The 22,331-nt window shown below is 54.6% G+C and carries 22 protein-coding genes; 1 reads left to right on the plus strand and 21 read right to left on the minus strand.

Translation table 11 applies throughout. The features are described from left to right. Positions 1-13: 13 nt before the first annotated feature. From tolQ to sdhC, 14 genes are all read right to left on the minus strand, one after another. Positions 14-700, minus strand: coding sequence for a Tol-Pal system protein TolQ (gene tolQ, locus ACPUC8_RS12370; protein ID WP_039330423.1), 687 nt, complete (start codon positions 698-700; stop codon positions 14-16). Continuing rightward, complete coding sequence (ybgC, locus tag ACPUC8_RS12375; RefSeq protein WP_202404442.1) at positions 697-1,119, minus strand: tol-pal system-associated acyl-CoA thioesterase; 423 nt, start codon at positions 1,117-1,119, stop codon at positions 697-699. The genes tolQ and ybgC overlap by 4 nt, the downstream gene beginning before the upstream one ends. A gap of 187 nt (positions 1,120-1,306) precedes the next feature. Next, on the minus strand, positions 1,307-1,600 hold the full coding sequence (gene ybgE, locus ACPUC8_RS12380) for a cyd operon protein YbgE (RefSeq protein ID WP_039330427.1): 294 nt from the start codon (positions 1,598-1,600) through the stop codon (positions 1,307-1,309). Further along, on the minus strand, positions 1,600-1,713 hold the full coding sequence (gene cydX, locus ACPUC8_RS12385; protein ID WP_058962355.1) for a cytochrome bd-I oxidase subunit CydX: 114 nt from the start codon (positions 1,711-1,713) through the stop codon (positions 1,600-1,602). The genes ybgE and cydX overlap by 1 nt, the downstream gene beginning before the upstream one ends. A gap of 15 nt (positions 1,714-1,728) precedes the next feature. After that, complete coding sequence (gene cydB / locus ACPUC8_RS12390) at positions 1,729-2,868, minus strand: cytochrome d ubiquinol oxidase subunit II (protein ID WP_039330429.1); 1,140 nt, start codon at positions 2,866-2,868, stop codon at positions 1,729-1,731. A gap of 11 nt (positions 2,869-2,879) precedes the next feature. Next, positions 2,880-4,451 (minus strand): cytochrome ubiquinol oxidase subunit I, encoded by a 1,572-nt coding sequence (gene cydA, locus ACPUC8_RS12395; RefSeq protein WP_039330430.1) that lies wholly within the window; start codon positions 4,449-4,451, stop codon positions 2,880-2,882. A gap of 683 nt (positions 4,452-5,134) precedes the next feature. Then, positions 5,135-6,010 carry a succinate--CoA ligase subunit alpha gene (gene sucD, locus ACPUC8_RS12400; RefSeq protein ID WP_034829155.1) on the minus strand — a complete coding sequence of 292 codons (876 nt, stop codon included), beginning with the start codon at positions 6,008-6,010 and terminating at the stop codon, positions 5,135-5,137. After that, positions 6,010-7,176 carry an ADP-forming succinate--CoA ligase subunit beta gene (gene sucC, locus ACPUC8_RS12405; RefSeq protein ID WP_034829153.1) on the minus strand — a complete coding sequence of 389 codons (1,167 nt, stop codon included), beginning with the start codon at positions 7,174-7,176 and terminating at the stop codon, positions 6,010-6,012. Before sucC ends, sucD begins: the two co-directional genes overlap by 1 nt. A 61-nt stretch (positions 7,177-7,237) precedes the next feature. Continuing rightward, positions 7,238-8,452 (minus strand): 2-oxoglutarate dehydrogenase complex dihydrolipoyllysine-residue succinyltransferase, encoded by a 1,215-nt coding sequence (gene odhB, locus ACPUC8_RS12410; protein WP_039330434.1) that lies wholly within the window; start codon positions 8,450-8,452, stop codon positions 7,238-7,240. Positions 8,453-8,467: 15 nt separating this feature from the next. Then, positions 8,468-11,275, minus strand: a complete 2,808-nt coding sequence (sucA, locus tag ACPUC8_RS12415; protein WP_039330436.1) for a 2-oxoglutarate dehydrogenase E1 component — start codon at positions 11,273-11,275, stop codon at positions 8,468-8,470. A gap of 208 nt (positions 11,276-11,483) precedes the next feature. Continuing rightward, positions 11,484-12,200: a succinate dehydrogenase iron-sulfur subunit gene (locus ACPUC8_RS12420; protein WP_039330437.1), complete on the minus strand. Its 717-nt coding sequence runs from the start codon at positions 12,198-12,200 to the stop codon at positions 11,484-11,486. A 14-nt stretch (positions 12,201-12,214) separates the two neighbouring features. Next, on the minus strand, positions 12,215-13,981 hold the full coding sequence (gene sdhA, locus ACPUC8_RS12425; protein WP_039330439.1) for a succinate dehydrogenase flavoprotein subunit: 1,767 nt from the start codon (positions 13,979-13,981) through the stop codon (positions 12,215-12,217). Beyond that, complete coding sequence (gene sdhD / locus ACPUC8_RS12430) at positions 13,982-14,329, minus strand: succinate dehydrogenase membrane anchor subunit (protein WP_039330441.1); 348 nt, start codon at positions 14,327-14,329, stop codon at positions 13,982-13,984. Then, positions 14,323-14,712: a succinate dehydrogenase cytochrome b556 subunit gene (gene sdhC / locus ACPUC8_RS12435; protein WP_034829146.1), complete on the minus strand. Its 390-nt coding sequence runs from the start codon at positions 14,710-14,712 to the stop codon at positions 14,323-14,325. Before sdhC ends, sdhD begins: the two co-directional genes overlap by 7 nt. A 636-nt stretch (positions 14,713-15,348) precedes the next feature. On the opposite strand from sdhC, the gene ACPUC8_RS12440 reads away from it, so the two are divergent. Continuing rightward, complete coding sequence (locus tag ACPUC8_RS12440; protein ID WP_039330443.1) at positions 15,349-16,632, plus strand: citrate synthase; 1,284 nt, start codon at positions 15,349-15,351, stop codon at positions 16,630-16,632. Between the two features lie 27 nt (positions 16,633-16,659). Here the strand turns inward: ACPUC8_RS12440 and nei are convergent, their stop codons facing one another. The 7 genes from nei to pxpB all read right to left on the minus strand — a co-directional run bounded on the left by nei (position 16,660) and on the right by pxpB (position 22,230). Continuing rightward, the gene (gene nei, locus ACPUC8_RS12445) at positions 16,660-17,448 is read right to left on the minus strand and encodes an endonuclease VIII (RefSeq protein ID WP_039330445.1); all 789 of its coding nucleotides are present in this window, start codon (positions 17,446-17,448) and stop codon (positions 16,660-16,662) included. 11 nt (positions 17,449-17,459) lie between these two features. Further along, a complete protein-coding gene (gene pcp / locus ACPUC8_RS12450; protein WP_039330446.1) occupies positions 17,460-18,107 on the minus strand; it encodes a pyroglutamyl-peptidase I in 648 nt (215 codons plus the stop codon). 7 nt (positions 18,108-18,114) lie between these two features. Then, positions 18,115-19,131 (minus strand): DUF979 domain-containing protein, encoded by a 1,017-nt coding sequence (locus ACPUC8_RS12455; RefSeq protein WP_058972618.1) that lies wholly within the window; start codon positions 19,129-19,131, stop codon positions 18,115-18,117. After that, positions 19,131-19,859: a DUF969 domain-containing protein gene (locus ACPUC8_RS12460; protein ID WP_039330450.1), complete on the minus strand. Its 729-nt coding sequence runs from the start codon at positions 19,857-19,859 to the stop codon at positions 19,131-19,133. Before ACPUC8_RS12460 ends, ACPUC8_RS12455 begins: the two co-directional genes overlap by 1 nt. A gap of 61 nt (positions 19,860-19,920) precedes the next feature. After that, positions 19,921-20,658 (minus strand): 5-oxoprolinase subunit PxpA, encoded by a 738-nt coding sequence (gene pxpA, locus ACPUC8_RS12465; protein WP_494926425.1) that lies wholly within the window; start codon positions 20,656-20,658, stop codon positions 19,921-19,923. Further along, positions 20,648-21,580 carry a 5-oxoprolinase subunit PxpC gene (gene pxpC / locus ACPUC8_RS12470; protein WP_058972615.1) on the minus strand — a complete coding sequence of 311 codons (933 nt, stop codon included), beginning with the start codon at positions 21,578-21,580 and terminating at the stop codon, positions 20,648-20,650. The genes pxpA and pxpC overlap by 11 nt, the downstream gene beginning before the upstream one ends. Then, a complete protein-coding gene (pxpB, locus tag ACPUC8_RS12475) occupies positions 21,574-22,230 on the minus strand; it encodes a 5-oxoprolinase subunit PxpB (RefSeq protein ID WP_494926426.1) in 657 nt (218 codons plus the stop codon). The genes pxpC and pxpB overlap by 7 nt, the downstream gene beginning before the upstream one ends. Positions 22,231-22,331 lie beyond the last annotated feature (101 nt).

The following is a 22,331-nucleotide window of genomic DNA, read 5'->3' on the forward strand; positions in this document are numbered from 1 at the left end:
CGTTAACCTCGACTTACTTCGCGTTATCGGTGGAGAAAGCCTGACGATGCAGGATAGCCGTGAACTCTTCCATAAAGTTGTCGTAGCCCTGCTCCAGCTTATTCACACGCTGGTTCAGACGGTTGTACGCCATAACAGCAGGAATCGCGGCGAACAGACCGATGGCCGTCGCGATCAACGCTTCGGCAATACCCGGCGCAACCATCTGCAAGGTAGCTTGCTTCACTGCACCCAGTGCGATAAAGGCGTGCATGATCCCCCACACCGTACCAAACAGACCAATATACGGGCTGATGGAACCGACGGTGCCAAGGAAAGGAATATGATTTTCCAGCGTTTCCAGTTCGCGATTCAGGGAAATACGCATCGCGCGGCTAGCGCCCTCCACCACCGCTTCCGGTGCATGGTTGTTCGCACGGTGTAAACGGGCGAACTCTTTAAAACCCGAATAGAAAATTTGCTCGGAACCGGCCAGTTCATCACGGCGTCCCTGGCTCTCCTGATACAGGCGAGATAACTCGATACCTGACCAGAACTTATCTTCAAAGGCTTCGGCTTCACGACCCGCCGCATTCAGGATGCGCGTGCGCTGAATAATGATCGCCCAGGAGGCAATAGAAAAGCCGATCAAAATCAACATGATAAGTTTGACCAGAAGGCTCGCCTTCAGGAACAAATCAAGAACATTCATGTCAGTCACTGCTTGAACTCCGCGACAATAGACTTGGGAAGCGCAATCGGCTTCATTAGATGTGGGTTGATGCAGGCAATCAGGACTTCTGCTTCATTCAGCACTTTGCCTTCTGCATTCACGATACGCTGCGAGAACGTCATGGTGGCGCGGGTCATGGCGGTCACTTCACTCTGGATGTCCAGAAGATCGTCAAGACGTGCTGCGGCAACAAAGTCTATCGTCATGCGTCGTACCACAAACGCCACCTGTTCTTCCAACAGGGCTTGTTGATTGAAATGGTGCTGGCGCAACATCTCGGTACGTGCTCGTTCATAGAAAGCAAGATAACTGGCGTGGTAAACCACACCACCGGCATCGGTGTCTTCGTAATAGACACGAACCGGCCAGCGAAACAGCGTTGTACTCACTCTACATCCCGGTCTCATTTTAAACGTTGCTACTATACGCAAGTGAGATCGGCTTGGGAATGGTCCGCCAGAGCCAGGAGAAAATAATTATCACACGTTAACAACTGGAAGGATTTTTGGGAGATTTCTTGACCAGGTACTGACAAAAACTCACGTCAGCACCTGAATTTAGACAAAAAACGCAGGGATTGGGGATACGCAGTGCTCAATGATAAAACCAGTAAATCCCCAGAACTAACACCAGCATCGCTGGCAGGGGTGAGAACACCGCTCGCCAGCGCGTTTGCAGTGGGCGAAAACCGGTGCCATGAATCACGCCGGCGCACACCGCCCAAATCAACAGTAATCCATGCCAGATAGCTAACTCGCTGGTGCGGGCAGCAAAGCGTGAGGGTTGCCAAATGACACAACCCGCCAGCCATAACGCCAGTATCAACGAAAGGGCCCGTAACGGGCCCTTGTCCATCAGACGATAGAGTGTCTGAATCAGCGTGCGCATCAGTGCTGTTTATCCTTCGCGCCGCTCTCTTCTGCTTGCTCGATCGCCAGCGCCGTGATCACGCCAAACGCACAGGCCAGCAGGGTGCCAAGAATCCAGGCAAAATACCACATGCTCAATCTCCTTAATCAGTACAGGGAGTGCGTATTGCTCTCAATGTGTTCTTTGGTGATACGGCCAAACATCTTGTAGTAGCACCAAGTGGTGTACGCCAGAATGATGGGAACAAAGATGATGGCAGCGAAGGTCATCACTTTCAGTGTTAACAGGCTAGAGGTGGCATCCCACATGGTCAGACTGGTGCCCGGCACGGTGCTGGAAGGCATGATGAATGGGAACATCGCAATGCCCGCCGTCATGATCACGCAAGCCAGTGTCAGTGAAGAGAAGATAAACGCCCATGCGCCCTTCTCCATCCGCGAACAAAGAACGGTTAACAGTGGCAGCACCACACCTAACACAGGGAACAACCACAGTATTGGCGTCTGCTCAAAGTTCACCAGCCAGGCACCGGCTTCACGCACCACTTCTTTACCCAACGGGTTGGATGCAGCATGGTGATCAATAACGCTTTTCACCACATAGCCATCAATGCCGTATTTCACCCACACGCCCGCTAACACGAAGCACACCATCATCACCAACGCGCTGATTTGCGCGGTGCCGCGTGAGCGCAGGTGGAGATCACCGGTGGTACGCATCTGTAGATAGGTTGCACCTTGCGTCAAAATCATCGCGACGCTGATCACGCCCGCCAGGAGACCGAACGGATTCAGTAACTGGAAGAAGTTACCGGTGTAGAACAGACGCAAGTACTCATCCGCATGGAAAGGAACCCCTTGCAGCAAGTTGCCAAACGCCACGCCAATCACCAGCGGCGGCACAAAGCTGCCGATGAAGATGCCCCAGTCCCAGGTGTTGCGCCAGCGCAAATCTTCAATCTTCGAGCGATAGTCAAAACCCACCGGACGGAAGAACAGGGATGCCAGCACCAGAATCATCGCCACATAGAAGCCGGAAAACGCGGCGGCATATACCATCGGCCATGCAGCAAACAGCGCACCGCCGGCGGTGATTAGCCATACCTGGTTGCCGTCCCAGTGCGGGGCGATACTGTTAATCATGATGCGACGTTCTGTGTCGGTGCGACCCAGAATGCGCGTTAGCATGCCCACGCCCATATCAAAGCCATCCGTCACGGCGAAGCCAATCAGCAGCACGCCAATCAGCAGCCACCAGACAAAGCGCAATACTTCGTAATCAAACATGGTCGCTCTCCTTATCCACGTGCTGGCTGAGTGGCCGCTTTCACGGTCTCATGATGGTAGCGGCCGGTCTTCAGGCTGCTTGGACCCAGGCGGGCAAATTTGAACATCAGGTACATTTCCGCCACCAGGAAAATCGTGTAGAGACCGCAGATCAGGATCATCGAGAACAGCAGATCGCCCACGGTCAGTGAAGAGTTCGCCACCGCAGTCGGCAGCACTTCACCAATCGCCCACGGCTGACGGCCGTATTCAGCAACGAACCAACCTGATTCGATGGCAATCCACGGCAGCGGAATACCATACAGTGCTGCTTTAAGTAGCCAGCGGCTCTTACCAATACGGTTACGAATCACACTCAGGAATGACAGCGCGATAATGCCCAGCAGCAGTACGCCACACAGCACCATAATGCGGAAGGCGAAGTAGAGCGGCGCAACGCGAGGGATTGAGTCCTGTGTTGCTTTCTGAATCTGTGCTTCGGTGGCGTTCGCCACGTCCGGGGTATAACGCTTCAGCAGCAAGCCGTAGCCCAGATCCTGTTTACTGGCTTCAAATTCAGTACGAACCGCAGGATCTTTGCTGCCCGCGCGCAGTTCATTCAGCAACGCATACGCTTTCATGCCGTTGCGAATACGCACTTCATGTTGTGACAGCAGATCTTTCAGCCCGGTGACCGGCGTATCCAAGGAACGTGTGGCGATCAGGCCCAGTAAATACGGGATCTGAATCGCATACTTGTTCTCTTGTGAATCCTGATCCGGGATACCAAACAGCGTGAACGCAGCCGGTGCCGGTTGCGTTTCCCACTCCGCTTCAATGGCGGCCAGCTTGGTTTTTTGCACGTCACCCATTTCGTAACCGGACTCATCACCCAGCACGATCACAGACAGAATCGCCGCCATACCGAAGCTGGCGGCAATACCGAATGAGCGCTTGGCAAAGGCCACATCACGACCTTTGAGCAGATACCAGGCACTGATACCCAGCACAAACATCGCACCGGCGGTATAGCCCGCCGCCACGGTGTGAACGAATTTCACCTGCGCAACCGGGTTAAGCACCAGCTCGGAGAAGCTCACCATCTCCATACGCATCGTTTCGAAATTGAACTCAGAGGCAATCGGGTTTTGCATCCAGCCGTTCGCCACCAGAATCCACAGTGCAGACATGTTGGAACCGAGCGCCACCAGCCAGGTCACGGCGAGGTGCTGGACTTTACCGAGACGATCCCAGCCAAAGAAGAACAAGCCAACAAAGGTGGATTCGAGGAAGAACGCCATCAGGCCTTCGATGGCCAGCGGCGCACCAAAGATATCGCCGACGTAGTGTGAATAGTATGACCAGTTGGTCCCGAACTGAAATTCCATGGTCAGACCGGTTGCCACACCCAGCGCAAAGTTGATACCAAACAACTTGCCCCAGAATTTGGTCATATCTTTATAAATTTGTTTCCCCGTGAGGACATATACGGTTTCCATGATCGCCAACAAAAACGCCATACCTAGCGTTAAAGGGACGAACAGGAAATGGTACATCGCCGTCAGGGCAAACTGTAAACGCGACAGCTCGACAATATCTAACATGATGACTCCTTGCTCCTCGCATGAATTTACTCTGCGGCTGACAACGGTAAACAGCGAACATTGACGTGCAGAATAAGATCCAGGAACGACTGATTATTGATTCCAGTTTTATTACTGACATAACAGAGAAATCTGTAGCCCGAAATGAAAGAGTAACAGGGGTGAAAATTCCCCGAAAAACCGATCGCTTCAGTCTTTGTCGAGCAGGAGAGTGATGAGTGGAGGCGACAGAATTGCGCTAGCAACGCCTGACACAAACTCCTGAAAAATGACGATAATGACTGAATTGATGCAGCGCAATTTATACCGTTTGCCGTGCGTGAAGCCAGCAGTAAAGTTTGTTATATCTCGCGTTTTATTGATCTGGATTAACACAATAATTTTCCAGATGTGTAGTGTTAGAGTCGTTGTTAATTAGTTGTCATAAACGGGTGATGTAATTAAGAAAATAATTACTTTTCCCGCATTTTATTAACCTTCATACGAGATGTAGTGCGTTAATTTCTCTTCAGAAATCACGCCTTTTTTCCTTTCTTTACTTAACCAACACCGTAAGCATAGCCGCGGATTTTCAACCCGTTGCCTTTTTTCCCCTGCTTTTTGCGTGGCTAAGCTGCGCACATCTCTTCAGACATAAAAAAAGGCCACCCGAAGGTGGCCTCTTGGCATCACAACGTGATGGCTTATTTGATTGGCAGAACCGCTTTAACCGCGTCACCAATGTCAGCCAAGCTGCGCACGGTTTTCACACCGGCAGCTTCCAGCGCAGCAAACTTCTCATCCGCGGTACCTTTACCACCGGCAATGATGGCGCCTGCGTGACCCATACGTTTGCCTTTCGGTGCAGTCACACCCGCGATGTAGCCAACAACTGGCTTGGTCACGTGCTCTTTGATGAAGGCAGCGGCTTCTTCTTCTGCGCTACCACCGATCTCACCGATCATCACGATCACTTCAGTCTGTGGATCGTCCTGGAACATTTTCAGGATATCGATGAAGTTAGAGCCTGGGATCGGGTCACCACCGATACCGACGCAGGTTGACTGGCCGTAGCCGATGTCAGTGGTCTGCTTAACCGCTTCATAGGTCAGGGTGCCTGAACGTGACACGATACCTACGCGGCCTGGCTGGTGAATGTGACCTGGCATGATACCGATCTTACATTCGCCTGGGGTGATCACGCCTGGGCAGTTCGGGCCGATCATGCGCACACCAGCTTCATCCAGCTTCACTTTCACAGTCAGCATATCCAGTGTAGGGATACCTTCGGTGATGGTGATGATCAGTTTGATGCCTGCGTCGATCGCTTCCAGGATACCGTCTTTGCAGAAAGGTGCTGGAACGTAAATCACGGTCGCAGTCGCGCCAGTGGCTTCTACTGCTTCACGCACGGTGTTAAAGACTGGCAGACCCAGATGCGTGGTGCCGCCTTTGCCTGGCGTTACACCGCCAACCAGCTGCGTACCATAGGCCAAAGCCTGCTCAGAGTGGAAAGTCCCCTGGCCGCCGGTGAAACCCTGGCAAATGACTTTGGTGTTTTTGTCGATAAGAATGGACATTATTTACCCTCCGCGGCAGCAACAACACGCTGCGCTGCGTCTGTCAGGCTGGTTGCTGCAATGATGTTCAGACCGCTGTCGGCCAGTTTCTTCGCGCCCAGCTCGGCGTTGTTACCTTCCAGACGTACCACGACTGGCACGTTCACACCCACTTCTGCTACAGCACCGATGATGCCGTCTGCGATCAGGTCGCAACGCACGATGCCGCCGAAGATGTTAACGAATACCGCTTTAACGGCATCGTCAGACAAGATGATTTTGAAGGCTTCGGTCACGCGCTCTTTAGTTGCGCCGCCGCCGACATCGAGGAAGTTAGCAGGCTGACCACCGTGGTGTTTCACGATGTCCATGGTGCCCATCGCCAGACCGGCGCCGTTCACCATACAGCCGATGTTGCCATCCAGCGCAACGTAGTTCAGTTCCCACTGCGTTGCGTGTGCTTCACGTGGATCTTCCTGGCTTGGATCGCGCATTTCACGCAGCTCAGGCTGGCGGAACAGGGCGTTACCGTCTGCGCCCAGTTTGCCATCGAGGCAGATCAGGTCGCCCTGCTTGGTGATAACCAGCGGGTTGATCTCAACCATCGCCAGGTCGCGCTCCAGGAACATGGTCGCCAGACCCATGAAGATTTTGGTGAACTGGCTGACTTGCTTACCAGACAGACCCAGTTTGAACGCCAGCTCACGGCCTTGATAAGGCTGTGGACCTGCCAGCGGATCCAACGCCATTTTGTGGATCAGGTGCGGGGTTTCTTCCGCCACTTTCTCAATTTCCACGCCGCCTTCAGTTGAAGCCATGAAGATCACGCGACGGGTAGCACGGTCAACAACCGCACCCAGATACAGCTCCTGATCGATGTCAGTCGCGGCTTCAACCAGAATCTGGTTGACTGGCTGACCATCAGCATCAGTTTGGTAGGTCACCAGACGCTTGCCCAACCAATGCTCAGCAAATGCACGGATATCTTCCTTGCTGTTCACCACTTTCACGCCGCCCGCTTTACCGCGGCCACCGGCATGAACCTGACATTTTACTACCCACGGGCCCGCACCAATTTTAGAGGCGGCTTCTTCTGCTTCACGTGGCGTAGCGCAGGCGTAACCAGTAGGAGCTGGCATGCCATAGCGAGCAAACAGCTGCTTCGCCTGGTATTCATGTAAGTTCATGATGTTCTATCCATTCAGATATGAGTTTGGGCGCACTTAAATGCAGTGCGCCCGGCGAAAATTAGACATCCAGCAGCAGACGCGCCGGATCTTCCAGCATCTCTTTGACCGCGACCAGGTAGCCAACGGATTCACGACCATCAATCAGACGGTGGTCATAAGAGAGCGCCAGATACATCATTGGCAGGATCACCACCTGACCATTAACCGCCATTGGGCGCTCTTTGATCGCGTGCATACCCAGGATGGCGCTCTGCGGTGGGTTGATGATCGGCGTTGACATCAGGGAACCGAACACACCACCGTTGGTGATGGTGAAGTTACCGCCAGTCAGCTCTTCAACTGTCAGCTTGCCGTCACGGCCTTTCACTGCCAGTTCTTTAATTTTCTTCTCGATGTCCGCCATGCTCAGCGCGTCAACATCTTTCAGCACCGGGGTCACCAGACCGCGCGGGGTTGAAACCGCGATGCTGACGTCGAAGTAGTTGTGGTAAACCACATCTTCGCCATCGATAGACGCATTCACTTCTGGGAAGCGTTTCAGTGCTTCAACCACCGCTTTGATGTAGAAGGACATGAAGCCCAGACGCACACCGTGACGTTTTTCAAACGCGTCGCCGTACTGCTTACGCAGATCCATGATCGGCTTCATGTTGATTTCGTTGAAGGTGGTCAGCATCGCGGTGCTGTTTTTCGCTTCCAGCAGACGCTCCGCCACACGCTTACGCAGACGCGTCATTGGCACGCGCTTCTCGCTGCGGTTAGCCACAGCAGCCTGCGGTGCAGCAGCAGCAGGAGCCGCTTTCGCGCCATCCGCTTTCTTCGCCACGTGTTTTTCCACGTCTTCGCGGGTCAAACGGCCGCCGACGCCGGTGCCTTTAATCTGGCTCGCGTCGAGGTTGTTTTCCGCAATCAGGCGGCGAACCGCTGGGCTCAGCGCATCGTTGCTCTCTTCTTCCAGAGAAGCGGTCTTACGCTGTTCTGGGGTGGCTTCTTTGCTCTCTACTTTCGCAGAGGTCTCTTTACCACCGCTGTTGCCTTCAACCAGGCGACCCAACAGCTGACGCGAGGTAACGGTCGCGCCTTCATCTTCCAACACAGCTTCCAGTACGCCGTCTGCTGAAGCAGGCACTTCCAGCACAACTTTGTCGGTTTCAATCTCAACCAGTACTTCATCGCGACTCACTGCGTCGCCGGGTTTTTTGTGCCAGGTTGCAACCGTTGCGTCCGCTACGGATTCAGGCAAATCGGGAACCAGAATTTCTACGCTACTCATTTTCTTTCCTTTTAATTAACCAAGGTTCAGCGCGTCGTTAACCAGGTCTTGCTGCTGTTGTTGATGTACGGACATGTAGCCCACGGCTGGTGAAGCAGAAGCCGGACGACCTGCATAACGCAGTGACGCACCGAATGGAACCACTTCGCGGAAATGATGCTGACTGCAATACCATGCGCCCTGATTCAGTGGCTCTTCCTGACACCAGACGAAATCCTGCACATGTGCATAATTTTTCAGAACGTCCTGCACCACTTTGTGCGGGAACGGATAGAGCTGCTCGATACGCACGATGGCCACATCGGTCTGCTCATTCTTGCGACGCTGTTCCAGCAGGTCGTAATAAACCTTACCGGAACACATCACGACGCGTTTCACCTGCTTCGGATCCAGATCGTCGATCTCGCCAATCGCCGGTTGGAAAGCACCGTTAGCCAGTTCTTCCAGGGTGGAGACCGCCAGCGGGTGGCGCAGCAGCGATTTCGGTGACATCACAATCAGTGGACGACGCATACCGCGCAGCGCCTGACGACGCAGCATGTGGTAAACCTGCGCAGGCGTTGAAGGCACGCACACCTGCATATTCTGTTCAGCACAGAGTTGCAGATAACGTTCCAGACGTGCAGAGGAGTGCTCTGGGCCCTGGCCTTCATAGCCATGCGGCAGCAGCATCACCAGGCCACACATACGGCCCCACTTCTGTTCGCCGGAGCTGATGAACTGGTCAATAACCACCTGTGCACCGTTGGCGAAGTCGCCGAACTGCGCTTCCCAAATGGTCAGCACGCGCGGTTCTGCCGTGGCATAACCGTATTCAAAGGCCAGTACTGCTTCTTCAGACAGTACGGAGTCCCAGACTTTGAACTGTCCCTGACCATTATGGATATGGTGCAGCGGCGTATAGGTTGAGCCGTTGGTCTGGTTGTGAATCACCGCATGACGGTGGAAGAAGGTGCCACGACCGGAGTCTTCGCCTGACAAACGAACCGGGATGCCTTCATCGACCAGCGTTGCATACGCCAGGTTCTCAGCGCCGCCCCAGTCAAACAGTTTGTTGCCTTCCGCCATCTCTTTACGATCGTTGTAGATCTTAGCGACGCGCGACTGCACTTCAACCGCTTCCGGAATGCTACTGATGCGACGTGCCAGTTCTTGCACGCGCTTCAGTTCGACCGTTTCTGGATAGCTTTCGTCCCACTCGTGGTTCAGATACGGCGACCAGGTGAAGGAGTGCAGGCTCATCGGACGCCATTCTGGCACCACGCACTCGCCTTCATCCAACGCATCGCGGTACAGATTGACCAGCTCGGTGGCATCTTCCAGCGTTGCGACGCCTTCGCTTTCCAGCTGATCGGCATAGATTTTACGCGGCGTTGGGTGCTTTTTGATTTTCTGATACATCAGCGGCTGTGTTGCACTTGGCTCGTCCGCTTCGTTATGGCCGTGACGGCGATAACACACCAGATCGATGAACACATCGCGTTTGAAGGTATTACGGTAGTCCAGCGCCAGGCGCGTCACGAAGGCAACCGCTTCCGGGTCATCCGCGTTCACGTGGAAGATCGGGGCCAGAACCATTTTACCGATGTCAGTACAGTAAGGCGTTGAACGCGCATCTTTCGGGTTGGAGGTGGTAAAGCCAACCTGGTTGTTGATGACGATGCGAACGGTACCGCCCACTTCATAACCACGCGCCTGCGACATGTTCAGGGTTTCTTGCACCACACCCTGACCAATGACCGCGGCATCACCGTGGATGGTGATCGGCAGAACTTTGTTGCTGCTTGGCTCAGCCAGACGATCCAGACGCGCACGCACCGAGCCCATAACTACCGGGCTAACGATTTCAAGGTGCGACGGATTGAACGCCAGCGCCAGGTGTACCAGGCCGCCTTCGGTTTCCACGTCAGATGAGAAGCCCATGTGGTACTTCACGTCACCGGTGCCGAGGTGCTCTTTGTGCTTGCCAGAGAATTCATCGAACAGATCCTGCGGCTTTTTACCCAGTACGTTGATCAGCACGTTGAGACGGCCACGGTGCGCCATCCCCAGTACCACTTCACGGGTACCGCTTTTGCCCGCATGACGAATCATTTCACGCAGCATTGGCACCAGTGCATCACCACCTTCCAGCGAGAAGCGTTTCGCGCCAGGGAATTTTGCACCAAGGTATTTTTCCAGACCTTCTGCCGCAGTCAGCTCTTTCAGGAAACCTTTTTTCTCGTCGCTGCTGAAAGACGCATGGCCCACCACGGATTCAAGACGCTGCTGGATCCAGCGCTTCTCATCGGTGTTGTTGATGTGCATGTACTCTGCACCAATCGAGCCACAATAAGTCTGCTGCAGTGCCGCGAACAGATCAGCCAGCTTCATGGTCTCTTTGCCGATGGCAAAAGAGCCTACGTTAAAGCTTTCCTGAAAATCGGCGTCGGTCAGGTCGTGATAAGCCGGATCGAGATCCGCCACGCGATCCTGTTTCCACAGGCCAAGCGGATCGAGGTTAGCGTGCTGATGGCCGCGGAAGCGGAACGCATTGATCAGCTGCAGCACTTTAACCTGTTTGGAATTGGTGGCCGGATCGGTGACTGAGGATGTGTAACGGGTCGCATCTTTTGCCAGGCGGCGGAAGTAATCACGCGTGGTGGAGTGAAATTGCTCAGGTTTCACGCCAGTGCCGGGCAGCTGTTGGAACAGCTCGCGCCACATTTCATCAACTGAGTCAGGATCGGTCAGGAAATCCTCATAGAGTTGCTCTATGTAGGATTGGTTCGCGCCGGCCAGCCAGGAGGAGTCCAGCCAGGGTTTCATCGCGCTGTTCTGCATTGTGATCCCTTAAGCATTAATCTGCTTTTTATGAGGTTTCATTTGTTGCCGCTTTCGCGGCTTGCCGTAGTGAGTTCAGCGATACGAACCTGTGCGCAAAAGCCGCCTGGCCCGTAAGGGAACCTTTATAAGCGTGGTCAGTACCGCGCTTATAGAGGCTTCCGTAAACTGCCGGGAACCTCAGTTCCCGGACAGTGACTTCTGTTTGTTACGCCCCGCGTTGCAGCAGCATCGATTTAATATGACCGATGGCGCGCGTTGGGTTTAGTCCTTTTGGGCACACGCTCACACAGTTCATGATGCTGTGACAGCGGAATACACTGAAAGCATCGTTCATGTTGTCGAGACGCGCATCCGTTTCGGTATCGCGGCTGTCGATCAGGAAACGATACGCTGCCAGCAGGCCAGCCGGACCGATGAACTTGTCTGGGTTCCACCAGAATGATGGGCACGAGGTCGAGCAGCACGCACACAAAATACACTCGTACAAACCATCCAGATGTTCACGCTCTGCCGGGCTCTGCAGGTGCTCGCGCGCTGGAGGATTTTCTCCATTATTCAACAAGAAAGGCTTAATCTTCTCATACTGCGCGTAGAATTGCCCCATATCTACCACCAGGTCGCGGATAACCGGCAGACCAGGCAGTGGACGGATAACAATTTTCTTGGTGCCGTTGCCCAGCGCCGAGACCGGCGTGATACAAGCCAGACCATTTTTGCCGTTCATATTCAGACCGTCTGAACCACACACGCCTTCACGGCATGAGCGACGGAAGGCCAGCGTTGGGTCCTTCTCTTTCAAACGGATCAGCGCGTCCAGCAGCATCATGTCGCGACCATCTTCGGATTCCAGGGTGTACTCCTGCATCCGCGGTTTGTCATCGACTTCCGGGTTGTAACGATAGATAGAAAATTCGAGTCTCATGATGATCTCCGCAATTAGTAGGTACGCGCTTTCGGCGGGAAGGCCGCACGCAGTTTCGGTTGCATGTTCACCTCACGGCGCGTCATGCTTTCCGTTTGCGGAACATAGAGGCTGTGGCACAGCCAGTTGGCATCATCACGTTCCGGGTAGTCGAAGCGGCTGTGAGCGCCACGGCTTTCGGTACGGAAGTTAGCGGCAACCGCAGTGGCGTAAGCGGTTTCCATCAGATTATCCAGCTCAAGGCATTCGATACGCTGCGTGTTGAAATCTGGCGAACGGTCATCAAGACGCGCTGACTTCAGACGCTCACGAATCACTTTCAGCTCTTCCAGACCTTCACGCATTGCGTCACCTTCACGGAACACCGAGAAGTTGTTCTGCATGCAGCGCTGCAACGCTTTGCGGATTTCAACCGGGTCTTCACCCGTGGTGTTGTTTTCCCAGCGATTGAAACGTGCCATGGCGGCATCGATGTTTTCCTGCGTGGCTTCACGCAGTTCGCCCTGCTCTTCAATACATTCCAGCAGATGCACACCGGCCGCACGACCGAATACCACCAGGTCCAGCAGTGAGTTACCGCCCAGACGGTTAGCGCCGTGTACCGATACGCAGGCGATTTCGCCTACAGCGAACAGGCCCGGAATCACTTCATCTTCGCCCTGCTCGTTCACGCGCAGCGCCTGACCGGTGACTTTGGTCGGCACGCCGCCCATCATGTAGTGACAGGTAGGGATAACCGGAATCGGCTCTTTAATCGGATCGACGTGAGCAAAGGTACGCGACAGTTCAAGGATACCCGGCAGGCGGGACTCCAGCACTTCAGCACCCAGATGGTCGAGTTTCAGCTTGATATGCGGGCCCCATGGACCATCGCAACCACGACCTTCACGAATTTCAACCATCATCGAACGGGCAACCACGTCACGACCGGCCAGATCTTTGGCGTTCGGCGCGTAACGTTCCATGAAACGTTCACCGTGTTTGTTCAGCAGGTAACCACCCTCGCCGCGGCACCCTTCGGTAACCAACACGCCCGCACCGGCGATGCCGGTTGGGTGGAACTGCCACATTTCCATATCCTGCACGGGTACGCCCGCACGCAGCGCCATACCGACGCCGTCACCGGTGTTGATGTGAGCATTGGTGGTGGACTGATAAATACGACCCGCGCCGCCGGTTGCCAGGATAGTGGCCTTAGCTTTGAAGTAGACGGTTTCGCCAGTTTCCATGCAGATTGCGGTACAACCAACAATCGCACCGTCTTCGTTTTTCACCAGATCCAGCGCATACCACTCGGAGAAGATGGTGGTTTTGTTTTTCAGGTTCTGCTGATACAGGGTATGCAACAGTGCGTGGCCCGTACGGTCGGCTGCCGCAGCGGTACGCGCCGCCTGCTCACCGCCGAAGTTTTTCGACTGACCACCAAACGGACGCTGATACACGCGGCCGTCATCAAGACGTGAGAAAGGCAGACCCATGTGTTCCAATTCCAGAATCGCTTCTGGACCGACGTGACACATATATTCGATCGCGTCCTGGTCACCGATGTAGTCGGAGCCTTTGACGGTGTCATACATATGCCATTCCCAGTTATCGTCATGGGTGTTACCCAGCGCAACGGTGATACCGCCCTGCGCAGATACGGTATGAGAACGGGTCGGGAAAACTTTGGATAACAGGGCACAGGTCTGGCCCGATTGGGAGATTTGCAGAGCCGCGCGCATTCCCGCGCCACCCGCGCCGATCACCACGGCATCAAATTCTCTGACTGGCAAACTCATTTACACACCCCACACAACAACAATTCCATAAACGGCGTACGACAACAGCGCGACCACAATCACAAACTGCAGCAGCAAACGGGTTGCTACCGGCTTAACGTAGTCGGTCAGGACCTGCCACATGCCAATCCAGCCGTGGACCAGGATCGAGAACAGCGTCAGTATCGTAAACACTTTGGTGAAGGCAGAAGCGAAGAAGCCATGCCAGTTGTCATAGGTCAGGGTGCCGGTCATCACCACAAAGCCAAGCAGGTAGATGATGTAGAGCGTCATTAAGATTGCAGCAGCACGCAGTAACAGCCAGTCATGAATACCGTTGCGTCCTAATGCAGAAGCATTGCTTACCATACGAGGACTCCAGCCAAAATTGAGAGCACGACAGTGATACCAAAAGCCGCTTGCGCGGAACGGGTTCCCACCTGCAGGGTTTCTTCCATAAAGCCAAAATCAGCCAGCATATGACGAATTCCGCCCACGACGTGATACGCCAGTGCAGTCAGGATGCCCCACATGATGAATTTGGCGAAGAAGCTATCCATGATGGACGCCGCTTGCTGGAAGCCTTCAGGAGAAGAGAGAGAGAGACCCAGTAACCAGAGCAGAATTCCGAGAGCGACAAAGGTAATCACGCCGGAGACGCGGTGGAGAATGGACGATATTGCAGTAACGGGAAACCGGATCGTCGAGAGATCCAAGTTAACAGGTCTTTGTTTTTTCACGGTTTTGCCCACACAGCTCTTTTTTATTTTGCTTCCTCCGGACCTGAGTCGCATCAGAGCACAGCGCGTGTTCAGACTGCAACCGCCACCAAAATAGCAACATCCAGTGTTATGTGACGCGGGTAAAACGCTGGGTGGCTCCTGGTGTCAGGGTATTCCGGAGACCTGGCCGCAGTATAGGAGGATCACATTCTGATTACAATTCCCCTACAATCTCTTTGGTCACATTTAAGCTGAACAGTGATCACCCTCACGAATTTCACAATTCATACATTTTTAATTATCTGATTTGACAAAAGATCAACATTTCAGTTACAAACAAACGCATTAAAGCCCTATGATGCACAAAAGTTATGGGGATACACTTTCCCCTAAGCTCAAGTTATGTAACATTGCCATTACGAGCAACACAAAGCATCAGGTTATTGGTTACCAAGAAGTTATGTCGTGACAGGATCTTTAACATCCGCGCTGTTCAGCATGTCATGCCCGAACGCCACCGACTGGCCCTAACGCATCTTTAGCTCTGTAACCCTGCACGACAAACGTTACCGCAGAGTGATACTGTGAAGATTGTGGTTTTACACAACATGAAGGCTATTCTGGTGTCTAAGATCCTTACCTACTAAGGCGCTATGGAGACGAAAAATGACAGATAAAAAAGTGACGCTAACCCTACAAGATAACGCTTCCGTTGAACTGGATGTGATGCAAGGTACGCTGGGACAAGATGTTGTTGATGTCCGCGCCTTGGGCTCACATGGCCTGTTCACTTTTGATCCCGGCTTTACCTCTACTGCGTCATGCGAATCTAAAATCACCTTTATCGACGGTGATGAAGGCATTCTGTTACACCGCGGATTCCCGATATCTGAGCTGGCAACCCACTCCAACTATCTCGAAGTGTGTTACATCCTGCTGAATGGTGAAGCCCCGACCCAGGCCCAGTTCGAAGAGTTCCGCACTACCGTTACCCGCCACACCATGATTCACGAACAAATCACCCGACTGTTCCATGGCTTCCGCCGCGATTCGCATCCAATGGCAGTGATGTGTGGCGTAACAGGCGCGTTGGCCGCGTTTTATCACGACTCCTTAGACGTTAATATTGAACGTCACCGCGAAATCGCCGCTTTCCGTCTGTTGTCGAAAATGCCGACCATGGCAGCCATGTGTTACAAATATTCCATCGGTCAGCCGTTTGTATACCCACGCAATGACTTGTCCTATGCCGGTAACTTCCTGCACATGATGTTCGCTACACCATGTGAAGAGTACAAAGTGAATCCGGTACTGGAACGCGCTATGGACCGTATTCTGATCCTGCACGCCGACCATGAGCAGAACGCCTCCACCTCCACCGTGCGTACCGCCGGTTCTTCTGGTGCGAACCCGTTTGCCTGTATCGCGGCCGGTATTGCTTCCCTGTGGGGACCGGCTCACGGCGGCGCCAACGAAGCCACCCTGCGCATGCTGGAAGAGATCAGCACTGTGGATCACATCCCAGAGTTCGTGCGTCGTGCGAAAGACAAAAACGATTCATTCCGCCTGATGGGCTTTGGTCACCGTGTTTATAAAAACTATGACCCGCGCGCCACTGTGATGCGTGAAACCTGTCACGAAGTGCTGAACGAATTGGGCATGAAAGATGATCTGCTGGAAGTGGCGATGGAGCTGGAACACATTGCGCTGAACGACCCGTACTTCATCGAACGTAAACTCTATCCAAACGTCGATTTCTACTCTGGCATTATTCTGAAAGCGATGGGCATTCCGTCTTCCATGTTTACCGTGATCTTCGCGATGGCGCGTACCGTGGGTTGGATTGCACACTGGAAAGAGATGCACGACGAAGGCATGAAGATTGCGCGTCCACGTCAGCTGTATACCGGTTACACCGAGCGTCCATTCACTTCGGCGCTGAAGAAATAAAACAGAGGGCGGGTTATCCCGCCCTTTTCATTTCTGGCATCCCGGACACCAGTAGAACGGTCGCGATGACAGCACGCCCTTCTCGATAAGAGTGCCACAACGCCGACATTTCTTGCCCTGGCGATGAAACACTTCAAAACGAAATGCCGCCTCTTCGTGATATTTCTTCATACTGCCACGCATCTGATACGACAAACGCGGTACTGCCAGCGTCGCTTCACTTAACGCATTGAGCTGCACTTCAGTCAGATCTTGCGCACGATGGGACGCTAACAAGCCCGCGTGCCATAAAATCTCCACGCGCAGATAATTACCCAAGCCAGCCAAAAATGCCTGATCGAGTAACAGGCCGCTAAACTGACGACGACGAAAACGCGGCGACAGCAATCGCTCGCGCACTTCCTCCACCGTCAGGCTGGCGTCAAGCACATCGGGTCCGACCCGCTGCAGGAAAGGATGTGCACCTAAAGTATCCGCGTTGAGCAGTTCAATATCGGAGGCGCTGTACAGCAGGATGGTTTGGTCGGCGTTCGCCAGGCGCACGCGCAGTTGCCGCGAGGTATTGGGTTCGGTTCCCGTGGGCACCACGCGCCAGACACCATAGAGTTGGTTATGGCTGTAAAGAATTAAGCCGTTAGAAAAGTGCGTCAGCAGCGCTTTGCCGCGCGTCTCGAAGGCGTTGATGGTTTCACCTATCAGCGCCGGTTCGTAGGTTTTCAGCTCAGGAAAGGCAAACCACACATCAGTCAGCGGTTTGCCCACCATTGCCGCGGCCAATTGATCCGCCGCACGGCGGATCTCCGGTCCCTCAGGCATCACATCTCCTGTTAGTGCGTTGCGCCACCAACGACACGAATGTCCTGCTCAGTGCTCAAGATCACCTGCAGTGCGGTTTCCAGTGCCAGAATCACGCTGGCGGTTGCCATGCTCGCCACACCGGGATGGTTCACCGCCTGCTCTGGCATATAGGGGATATGGATAAATCCCCCCCGCGCCGGGCTATGGGTGGTCTGCAACCAGTGCAGCAAACTGTACATCACGTTATTACAGGTGAAGGTCCCCGCCGTTTGCGACACCGACGCGGGCACGCCGACTTCGCGCAGTGCCGCCACAATCGCCTTAATGGGCAACGTGGAGAAGTAAGCGGCTGGACCATCTGCCACAATAGGCTGGTCGATCGGTTGCTGCCGATCGTTGTCAGGAATACGCGCGTCATTCACGTTAATCGCCACGCGTTCAACGGTAATATCGCTGCGTCCTCCCGCCTGCCCCACGCACAGCACGCGGTCTGGCTGAATCTCTTCCAGCGCCTGTGTCAGCACTTTGCCGCAGCTGGCAAACACCACTGGCAGCTGGCGCACCACAATGCGTGCACCCGCGATTTCTTTGCCATCAAAACTGCGTACGGCTTCCCACGAAGGGTTAATGCTTTCACCGCCAAAAGGTTCAAAGGCGGTCATCAATACGGTTTTCATTACGGCCTCACAGGAACATCAGGAAGTAGAGCAGGAACACGTTTACCACCAACAGTAGCACACCGGTGGGCACCTGAGCCTTGATCACTGCATTACGGTCCGGCAGTTCTAACAAGCGAGCAGGCACGATGTTGAAGTTAGCCGCCATTGGCGTCATCAATGTGCCGCAGTAGCCAGAGAACATGCCAATCGCCGCCATCACCGCGGGATTACCACCATGCTGCAACACCAGAATTGGAATGCCAATCCCCGCAGTGACAATCGGGAAAGCTGCAAAGGCATTGCCCATCACCATGGTCAACAGCGCCATGCCAATCGCATACACGGCTACCGCAATCAGACGGTTATCTACCGCCAGATACTGTTCGGTGAGATGGGAAATGGCCGTGCCCACGCCGGCGCTGGTGAACAGCAGACCCAAGGTGGCGAGGATCTGCGGCAAAATAAAGGCCCAGCCCACGGCATCCAGTAAGCGACGCGTTTCCTGAATCGACTGCAGCGGTTTTTCGTGGGTGAACTTCAAGGCAATTAACCAGCCCAGCACACAGCCCACCATCATCGAGAACAGCGTCACCAACGTAGAGTGGTTGCCAGGACCGAACACTGCATCCTGCAAGCCGGGAATATTGTTAAACGCCAGTACGCCAATCACCGTCACCACAGGAATCGCCAGCGCAGGCAGGAACAGTTTGTTACGCAGACGCCCGGCGCTTTCCTGTTTCTGCTTATCACTGCGCTGATGATAGCTGCCCAGGCGCACGCCTCCGAAGCCAGCAATCAGCGCCATCAGTACCACGGCCACACCTACGCCGATGTGTAACCAACGCTTACCCAGCGCGGCATCACCCGCCCACTGTCCCATCAATTGGTAAGCACCATCACCGAGCAGGAAAATCAGGCCATACAGCGCCCAGAATAGTCCGGTGGTAAAACGGCGTGGGTTGGCGCTGTCACGCCAGGAGAGCACCGCCACCACCAGCAGGATGACACCCGCCAGCCACATCAAATATTGTTGCTGAAACATTATTGCCCTCCTTTGGCGTTCAGTGCCTGCTGATTCAGTGCGCCTAATTCACGCGCAAGCTGACGGTCGAGACGCACTAAACGTGCTGAGTGGATGAGGAAGGCGCAAAGCGCGGTAGGAATGCCCCACAACGCGATATGCAAAGGTTCGGTGCTGATGCCAGCCGACTCCTGCATAAAGTTGTGCATGAAGATGATGGCACCAAATGCGACAAAAATATCTTCACCAAAAAACAGACCGACGTTATCGGTGGCTGCCGACATGGCTCGCAGACGATAGCGGACTTCATCGGGCACTTCGCCGTAGCGATTTTCAGTGGCCCCTTCTGCCATCGGCGCTAACAGAGGACGCACCATCTGTGGATGGCCGCCAAGGCTGGTTAATCCCAGTGCCGCCGTGATTTCACGCACGAACAGGTAGACGATCAGCAAACGGCCAGCCGTTGCGGTTTTAATCTGCGCGATCCAGGTTTGCGCACGTTCTTTCAGACCATGGCGCTCCAGCAAGCCGATAACCGCCAACGGCAGTAACAAAATCAGCGGCAGGTTACGGGTGTTCAGGAAGCCGGAACCCAACTTTTCCAGAATGTCCGCCAGCGGCAGATGCGCCGCCAGTCCCGTGACAAAACCGGCGACAATCACCACCAGCACTGGGTTAAAACGCAATACGAACCCCAGAACGATAGTGGCAATGCCGAGTAACGGCCAGAGATTGACCACGTTATCCATTGTTTACCCTCATCAGAAAATAAAAAGCCCGACAAGCTGCTGCCGGGCGGGTGAATCATTGTTATGCGCTGGTGACAGCGATTTGATGTGCCGTAAATGCCGCACGCAGCGTACGCGCGAATTGCAGTGCGTGCGCGCCATCGCCGTGCAGACAAACGGTTTCTGCATTGACCTTCACCCACTCACCGCTGATGCTCTGCACCTGGCGCTGTTGCACCATGGCCAGCGTCTGCGCCAGAGCCAGATCGGCCTCTTCGATCATCGCCCCTGCCTGGCTACGCGGCACGAGTGCGCCGCTCGCCAGATAGCCGCGATCGGCAAACACTTCCTCGCGCGTGCGCAAGCCATGATGCGCAGCGGCCGCGATGGAGGCACTCCCTGCCAGACCGACCAGAATTAATGTGGGATCAACCGCTTTAACGGCGCACGCAATCGCATCCGCCAGCTGAGCATCTCCGGCTGCCTGGTTGTAAAGCATGCCATGTGGCTTCACATGCACCAGACGTTCGCCTTCACTTTCAGTGATACTTTTCAGTGCACCAATTTGATAAATCATCTGGGCATACACCGTTTCCGGCGGGAGCTGCATGGCGGTACGGCCAAAGTTTTCCCGATCTGGGAAGCTGGGATGTGCGCCAATCGCTACACCGCTGGCTTTAGCCCAGCGCACCGATTGCAGCATGGTTTGCGCATCACCAGCGTGGAAACCGCAGGCGATGTTGGCAGAACTTACCAGCGTCAGCAGTTCCTGATCGCTGGCGCTGCCTTCACCGAGATCGGCATTGAGATCAATCTTCATGAGCAAGCCCCCAGGCTATTTGATCGAAGGAGCGCTGTTGATGCTGCTTCGCCAGCAGGGCTTCTTCCAGGGTGCAATGGATAAAGTGGATGGGTTCACCGAGGCGAATTTGCGCCAGTTGGTAGAGGTCAGCTTCGATTACGCAGGCGATACGTGGATAACCGCCCGTGGTTTGCGCATCGGCCATCAGCACAATCGGTTGGCCATTCGGTGGCACCTGCACCACGCCAGGCACTAATCCGTGAGAGAGCAAATCACGCGTGGCTTTGCGCTGTAGCTGCCGTCCCTGTAAGCGATAGCCCATACGATTACTCTGCGGGCTGAGCTTCCACGGGCTGCGCCAGAATCCTTCCTGCGCTTCACGTGTGAATTCGCTGTATTCTGGGCCCGGTAAAGCGCGGATGCGGTTGCCCCACAGCAATTGGCGCACACCGGCTTTTGCCTTGAAAGTACGCGTGGCTTTCCCTAACGGCAGTTGATCACCATCTTGCAGTTTGCGCCCCTGCCATCCCCCAAAGCCGGCTTTGAGATCGGTACTGTGCGAACCCAGCATGGCATCTGTGGCAAAACCGCCATTCACCGCCAGATAGCTGCGCATCCCGCGCACCGGCATCGCCAGAGACAACACCTGCCCTTTTTTCACCGGCAAGCGCCAGCCGGTCCATACTGGTTTGCCGTCGAGGTCGGCGTTACAGCCCGCACCGGTCAGTGCGAACCAGCCGTCACGCTTGAACTCGGCTTTAAACTGACCGAGCACGATTTCCAGCACCGCGCTCTCTTCCGGGTTGCCCACCAGCATATTGGCGGTGCGCATCGACGGCTGATCGAGTGCGCCGCTCACGCTGATGCCATACTGCCGCCAGCCACTGCGCCCCTGATCCTGAATCGAGGTCATCAATCCGGCTCGTAAAATGTTTAACATACGCCCTCCTGCTGCGGCACAAAGCGCACGCTGTCGCCAGGACGCAGCAACGTTGGCGGATGTTGTAAAGGATCGAACAAGCTGAGCTGGGTCTGACCAATCAACTGCCAGCCACCCGGTGCGGCCAGAGGATAGATGCCGGTCTGGCTACCACCAATTCCCACCGAACCACGGGGAACTTGCACCCGAGGCTCAGCGCGACGAGGCGTGTGCAGCCGCTCGTCCAGGCCGCCCAGGTAGGGGAAACCCGGCTGGAAGCCGATGAAATACACCACGTAGTCTGTGCTACTGTGCAGTTCAACCACCTGCTTTGGCGTCATACTGGCGCCCTCGGCCACTACCTGCAGGTCGGGGCCACCGACGCCACCGTACATCACTGGGATCTCAACCCGGCGCGATTCAGGAATCTGCTCTTCACTCTCTTCCCACCAGCGCTGTAAACGCTCGATGGCATCCAGCGCATTCAGCTGAGGATCGCGCAGCAGCAGCGTCAGGTTGTTCATCCCCGGAATCACTTCCTGCACCTGATCATTGTGCTGCAGCCTTTGGCATAATCCCCAAATGCGCTGCTGACTGGTCAACGAAATCGGTGGTTCCAGTTCCAACACCACCGCCCGTTCACCGAGCAGATAACAACGTGCTCGTTGCAAAACCTACCTCCTGGTCATCACCAAAGCGGACAAAAAATGCCCGCAAAGCGCTTTGCTTATGCTTAAAGTCAATAAGTTATGCGAAAGTGACGGAGGTGTGT

It is taken from the genome of Pantoea sp. CFCC18177 (assembly GCF_059412425.1).

Bases quoted from the DNA above. Each gene is read 5' to 3' on its own strand.
- ybgC (WP_202404442.1), bottom strand. From the start codon at position 1,119: ATGAGACCGGGATGTAGAGTGAGTACAACGCTGTTTCGCTGGCCGGTT.
- ybgE (WP_039330427.1), bottom strand. From the start codon at position 1,600: ATGCGCACGCTGATTCAGACACTCTATCGTCTGATGGACAAGGGCCCG.
- cydX (WP_058962355.1), bottom strand. From the start codon at position 1,713: ATGTGGTATTTTGCCTGGATTCTTGGCACCCTGCTGGCCTGTGCGTTT.
- cydB (WP_039330429.1), bottom strand. From the start codon at position 2,868: ATGTTTGATTACGAAGTATTGCGCTTTGTCTGGTGGCTGCTGATTGGC.
- cydA (WP_039330430.1), bottom strand. From the start codon at position 4,451: ATGTTAGATATTGTCGAGCTGTCGCGTTTACAGTTTGCCCTGACGGCG.
- sucD (WP_034829155.1), bottom strand. From the start codon at position 6,010: ATGTCCATTCTTATCGACAAAAACACCAAAGTCATTTGCCAGGGTTTC.
- sucC (WP_034829153.1), bottom strand. From the start codon at position 7,176: ATGAACTTACATGAATACCAGGCGAAGCAGCTGTTTGCTCGCTATGGC.
- odhB (WP_039330434.1), bottom strand. From the start codon at position 8,452: ATGAGTAGCGTAGAAATTCTGGTTCCCGATTTGCCTGAATCCGTAGCG.
- sucA (WP_039330436.1), bottom strand. From the start codon at position 11,275: ATGCAGAACAGCGCGATGAAACCCTGGCTGGACTCCTCCTGGCTGGCC.
- ACPUC8_RS12420 (WP_039330437.1), bottom strand. From the start codon at position 12,200: ATGAGACTCGAATTTTCTATCTATCGTTACAACCCGGAAGTCGATGAC.
- sdhA (WP_039330439.1), bottom strand. From the start codon at position 13,981: ATGAGTTTGCCAGTCAGAGAATTTGATGCCGTGGTGATCGGCGCGGGT.
- sdhD (WP_039330441.1), bottom strand. From the start codon at position 14,329: ATGGTAAGCAATGCTTCTGCATTAGGACGCAACGGTATTCATGACTGG.
- ACPUC8_RS12440 (WP_039330443.1), top strand. From the start codon at position 15,349: ATGACAGATAAAAAAGTGACGCTAACCCTACAAGATAACGCTTCCGTT.
- nei (WP_039330445.1), bottom strand. From the start codon at position 17,448: ATGCCTGAGGGACCGGAGATCCGCCGTGCGGCGGATCAATTGGCCGCG.
- pcp (WP_039330446.1), bottom strand. From the start codon at position 18,107: ATGAAAACCGTATTGATGACCGCCTTTGAACCTTTTGGCGGTGAAAGC.
- ACPUC8_RS12455 (WP_058972618.1), bottom strand. From the start codon at position 19,131: ATGTTTCAGCAACAATATTTGATGTGGCTGGCGGGTGTCATCCTGCTG.
- ACPUC8_RS12460 (WP_039330450.1), bottom strand. From the start codon at position 19,859: ATGGATAACGTGGTCAATCTCTGGCCGTTACTCGGCATTGCCACTATC.
- pxpA (WP_494926425.1), bottom strand. From the start codon at position 20,658: ATGAAGATTGATCTCAATGCCGATCTCGGTGAAGGCAGCGCCAGCGAT.
- pxpC (WP_058972615.1), bottom strand. From the start codon at position 21,580: ATGTTAAACATTTTACGAGCCGGATTGATGACCTCGATTCAGGATCAG.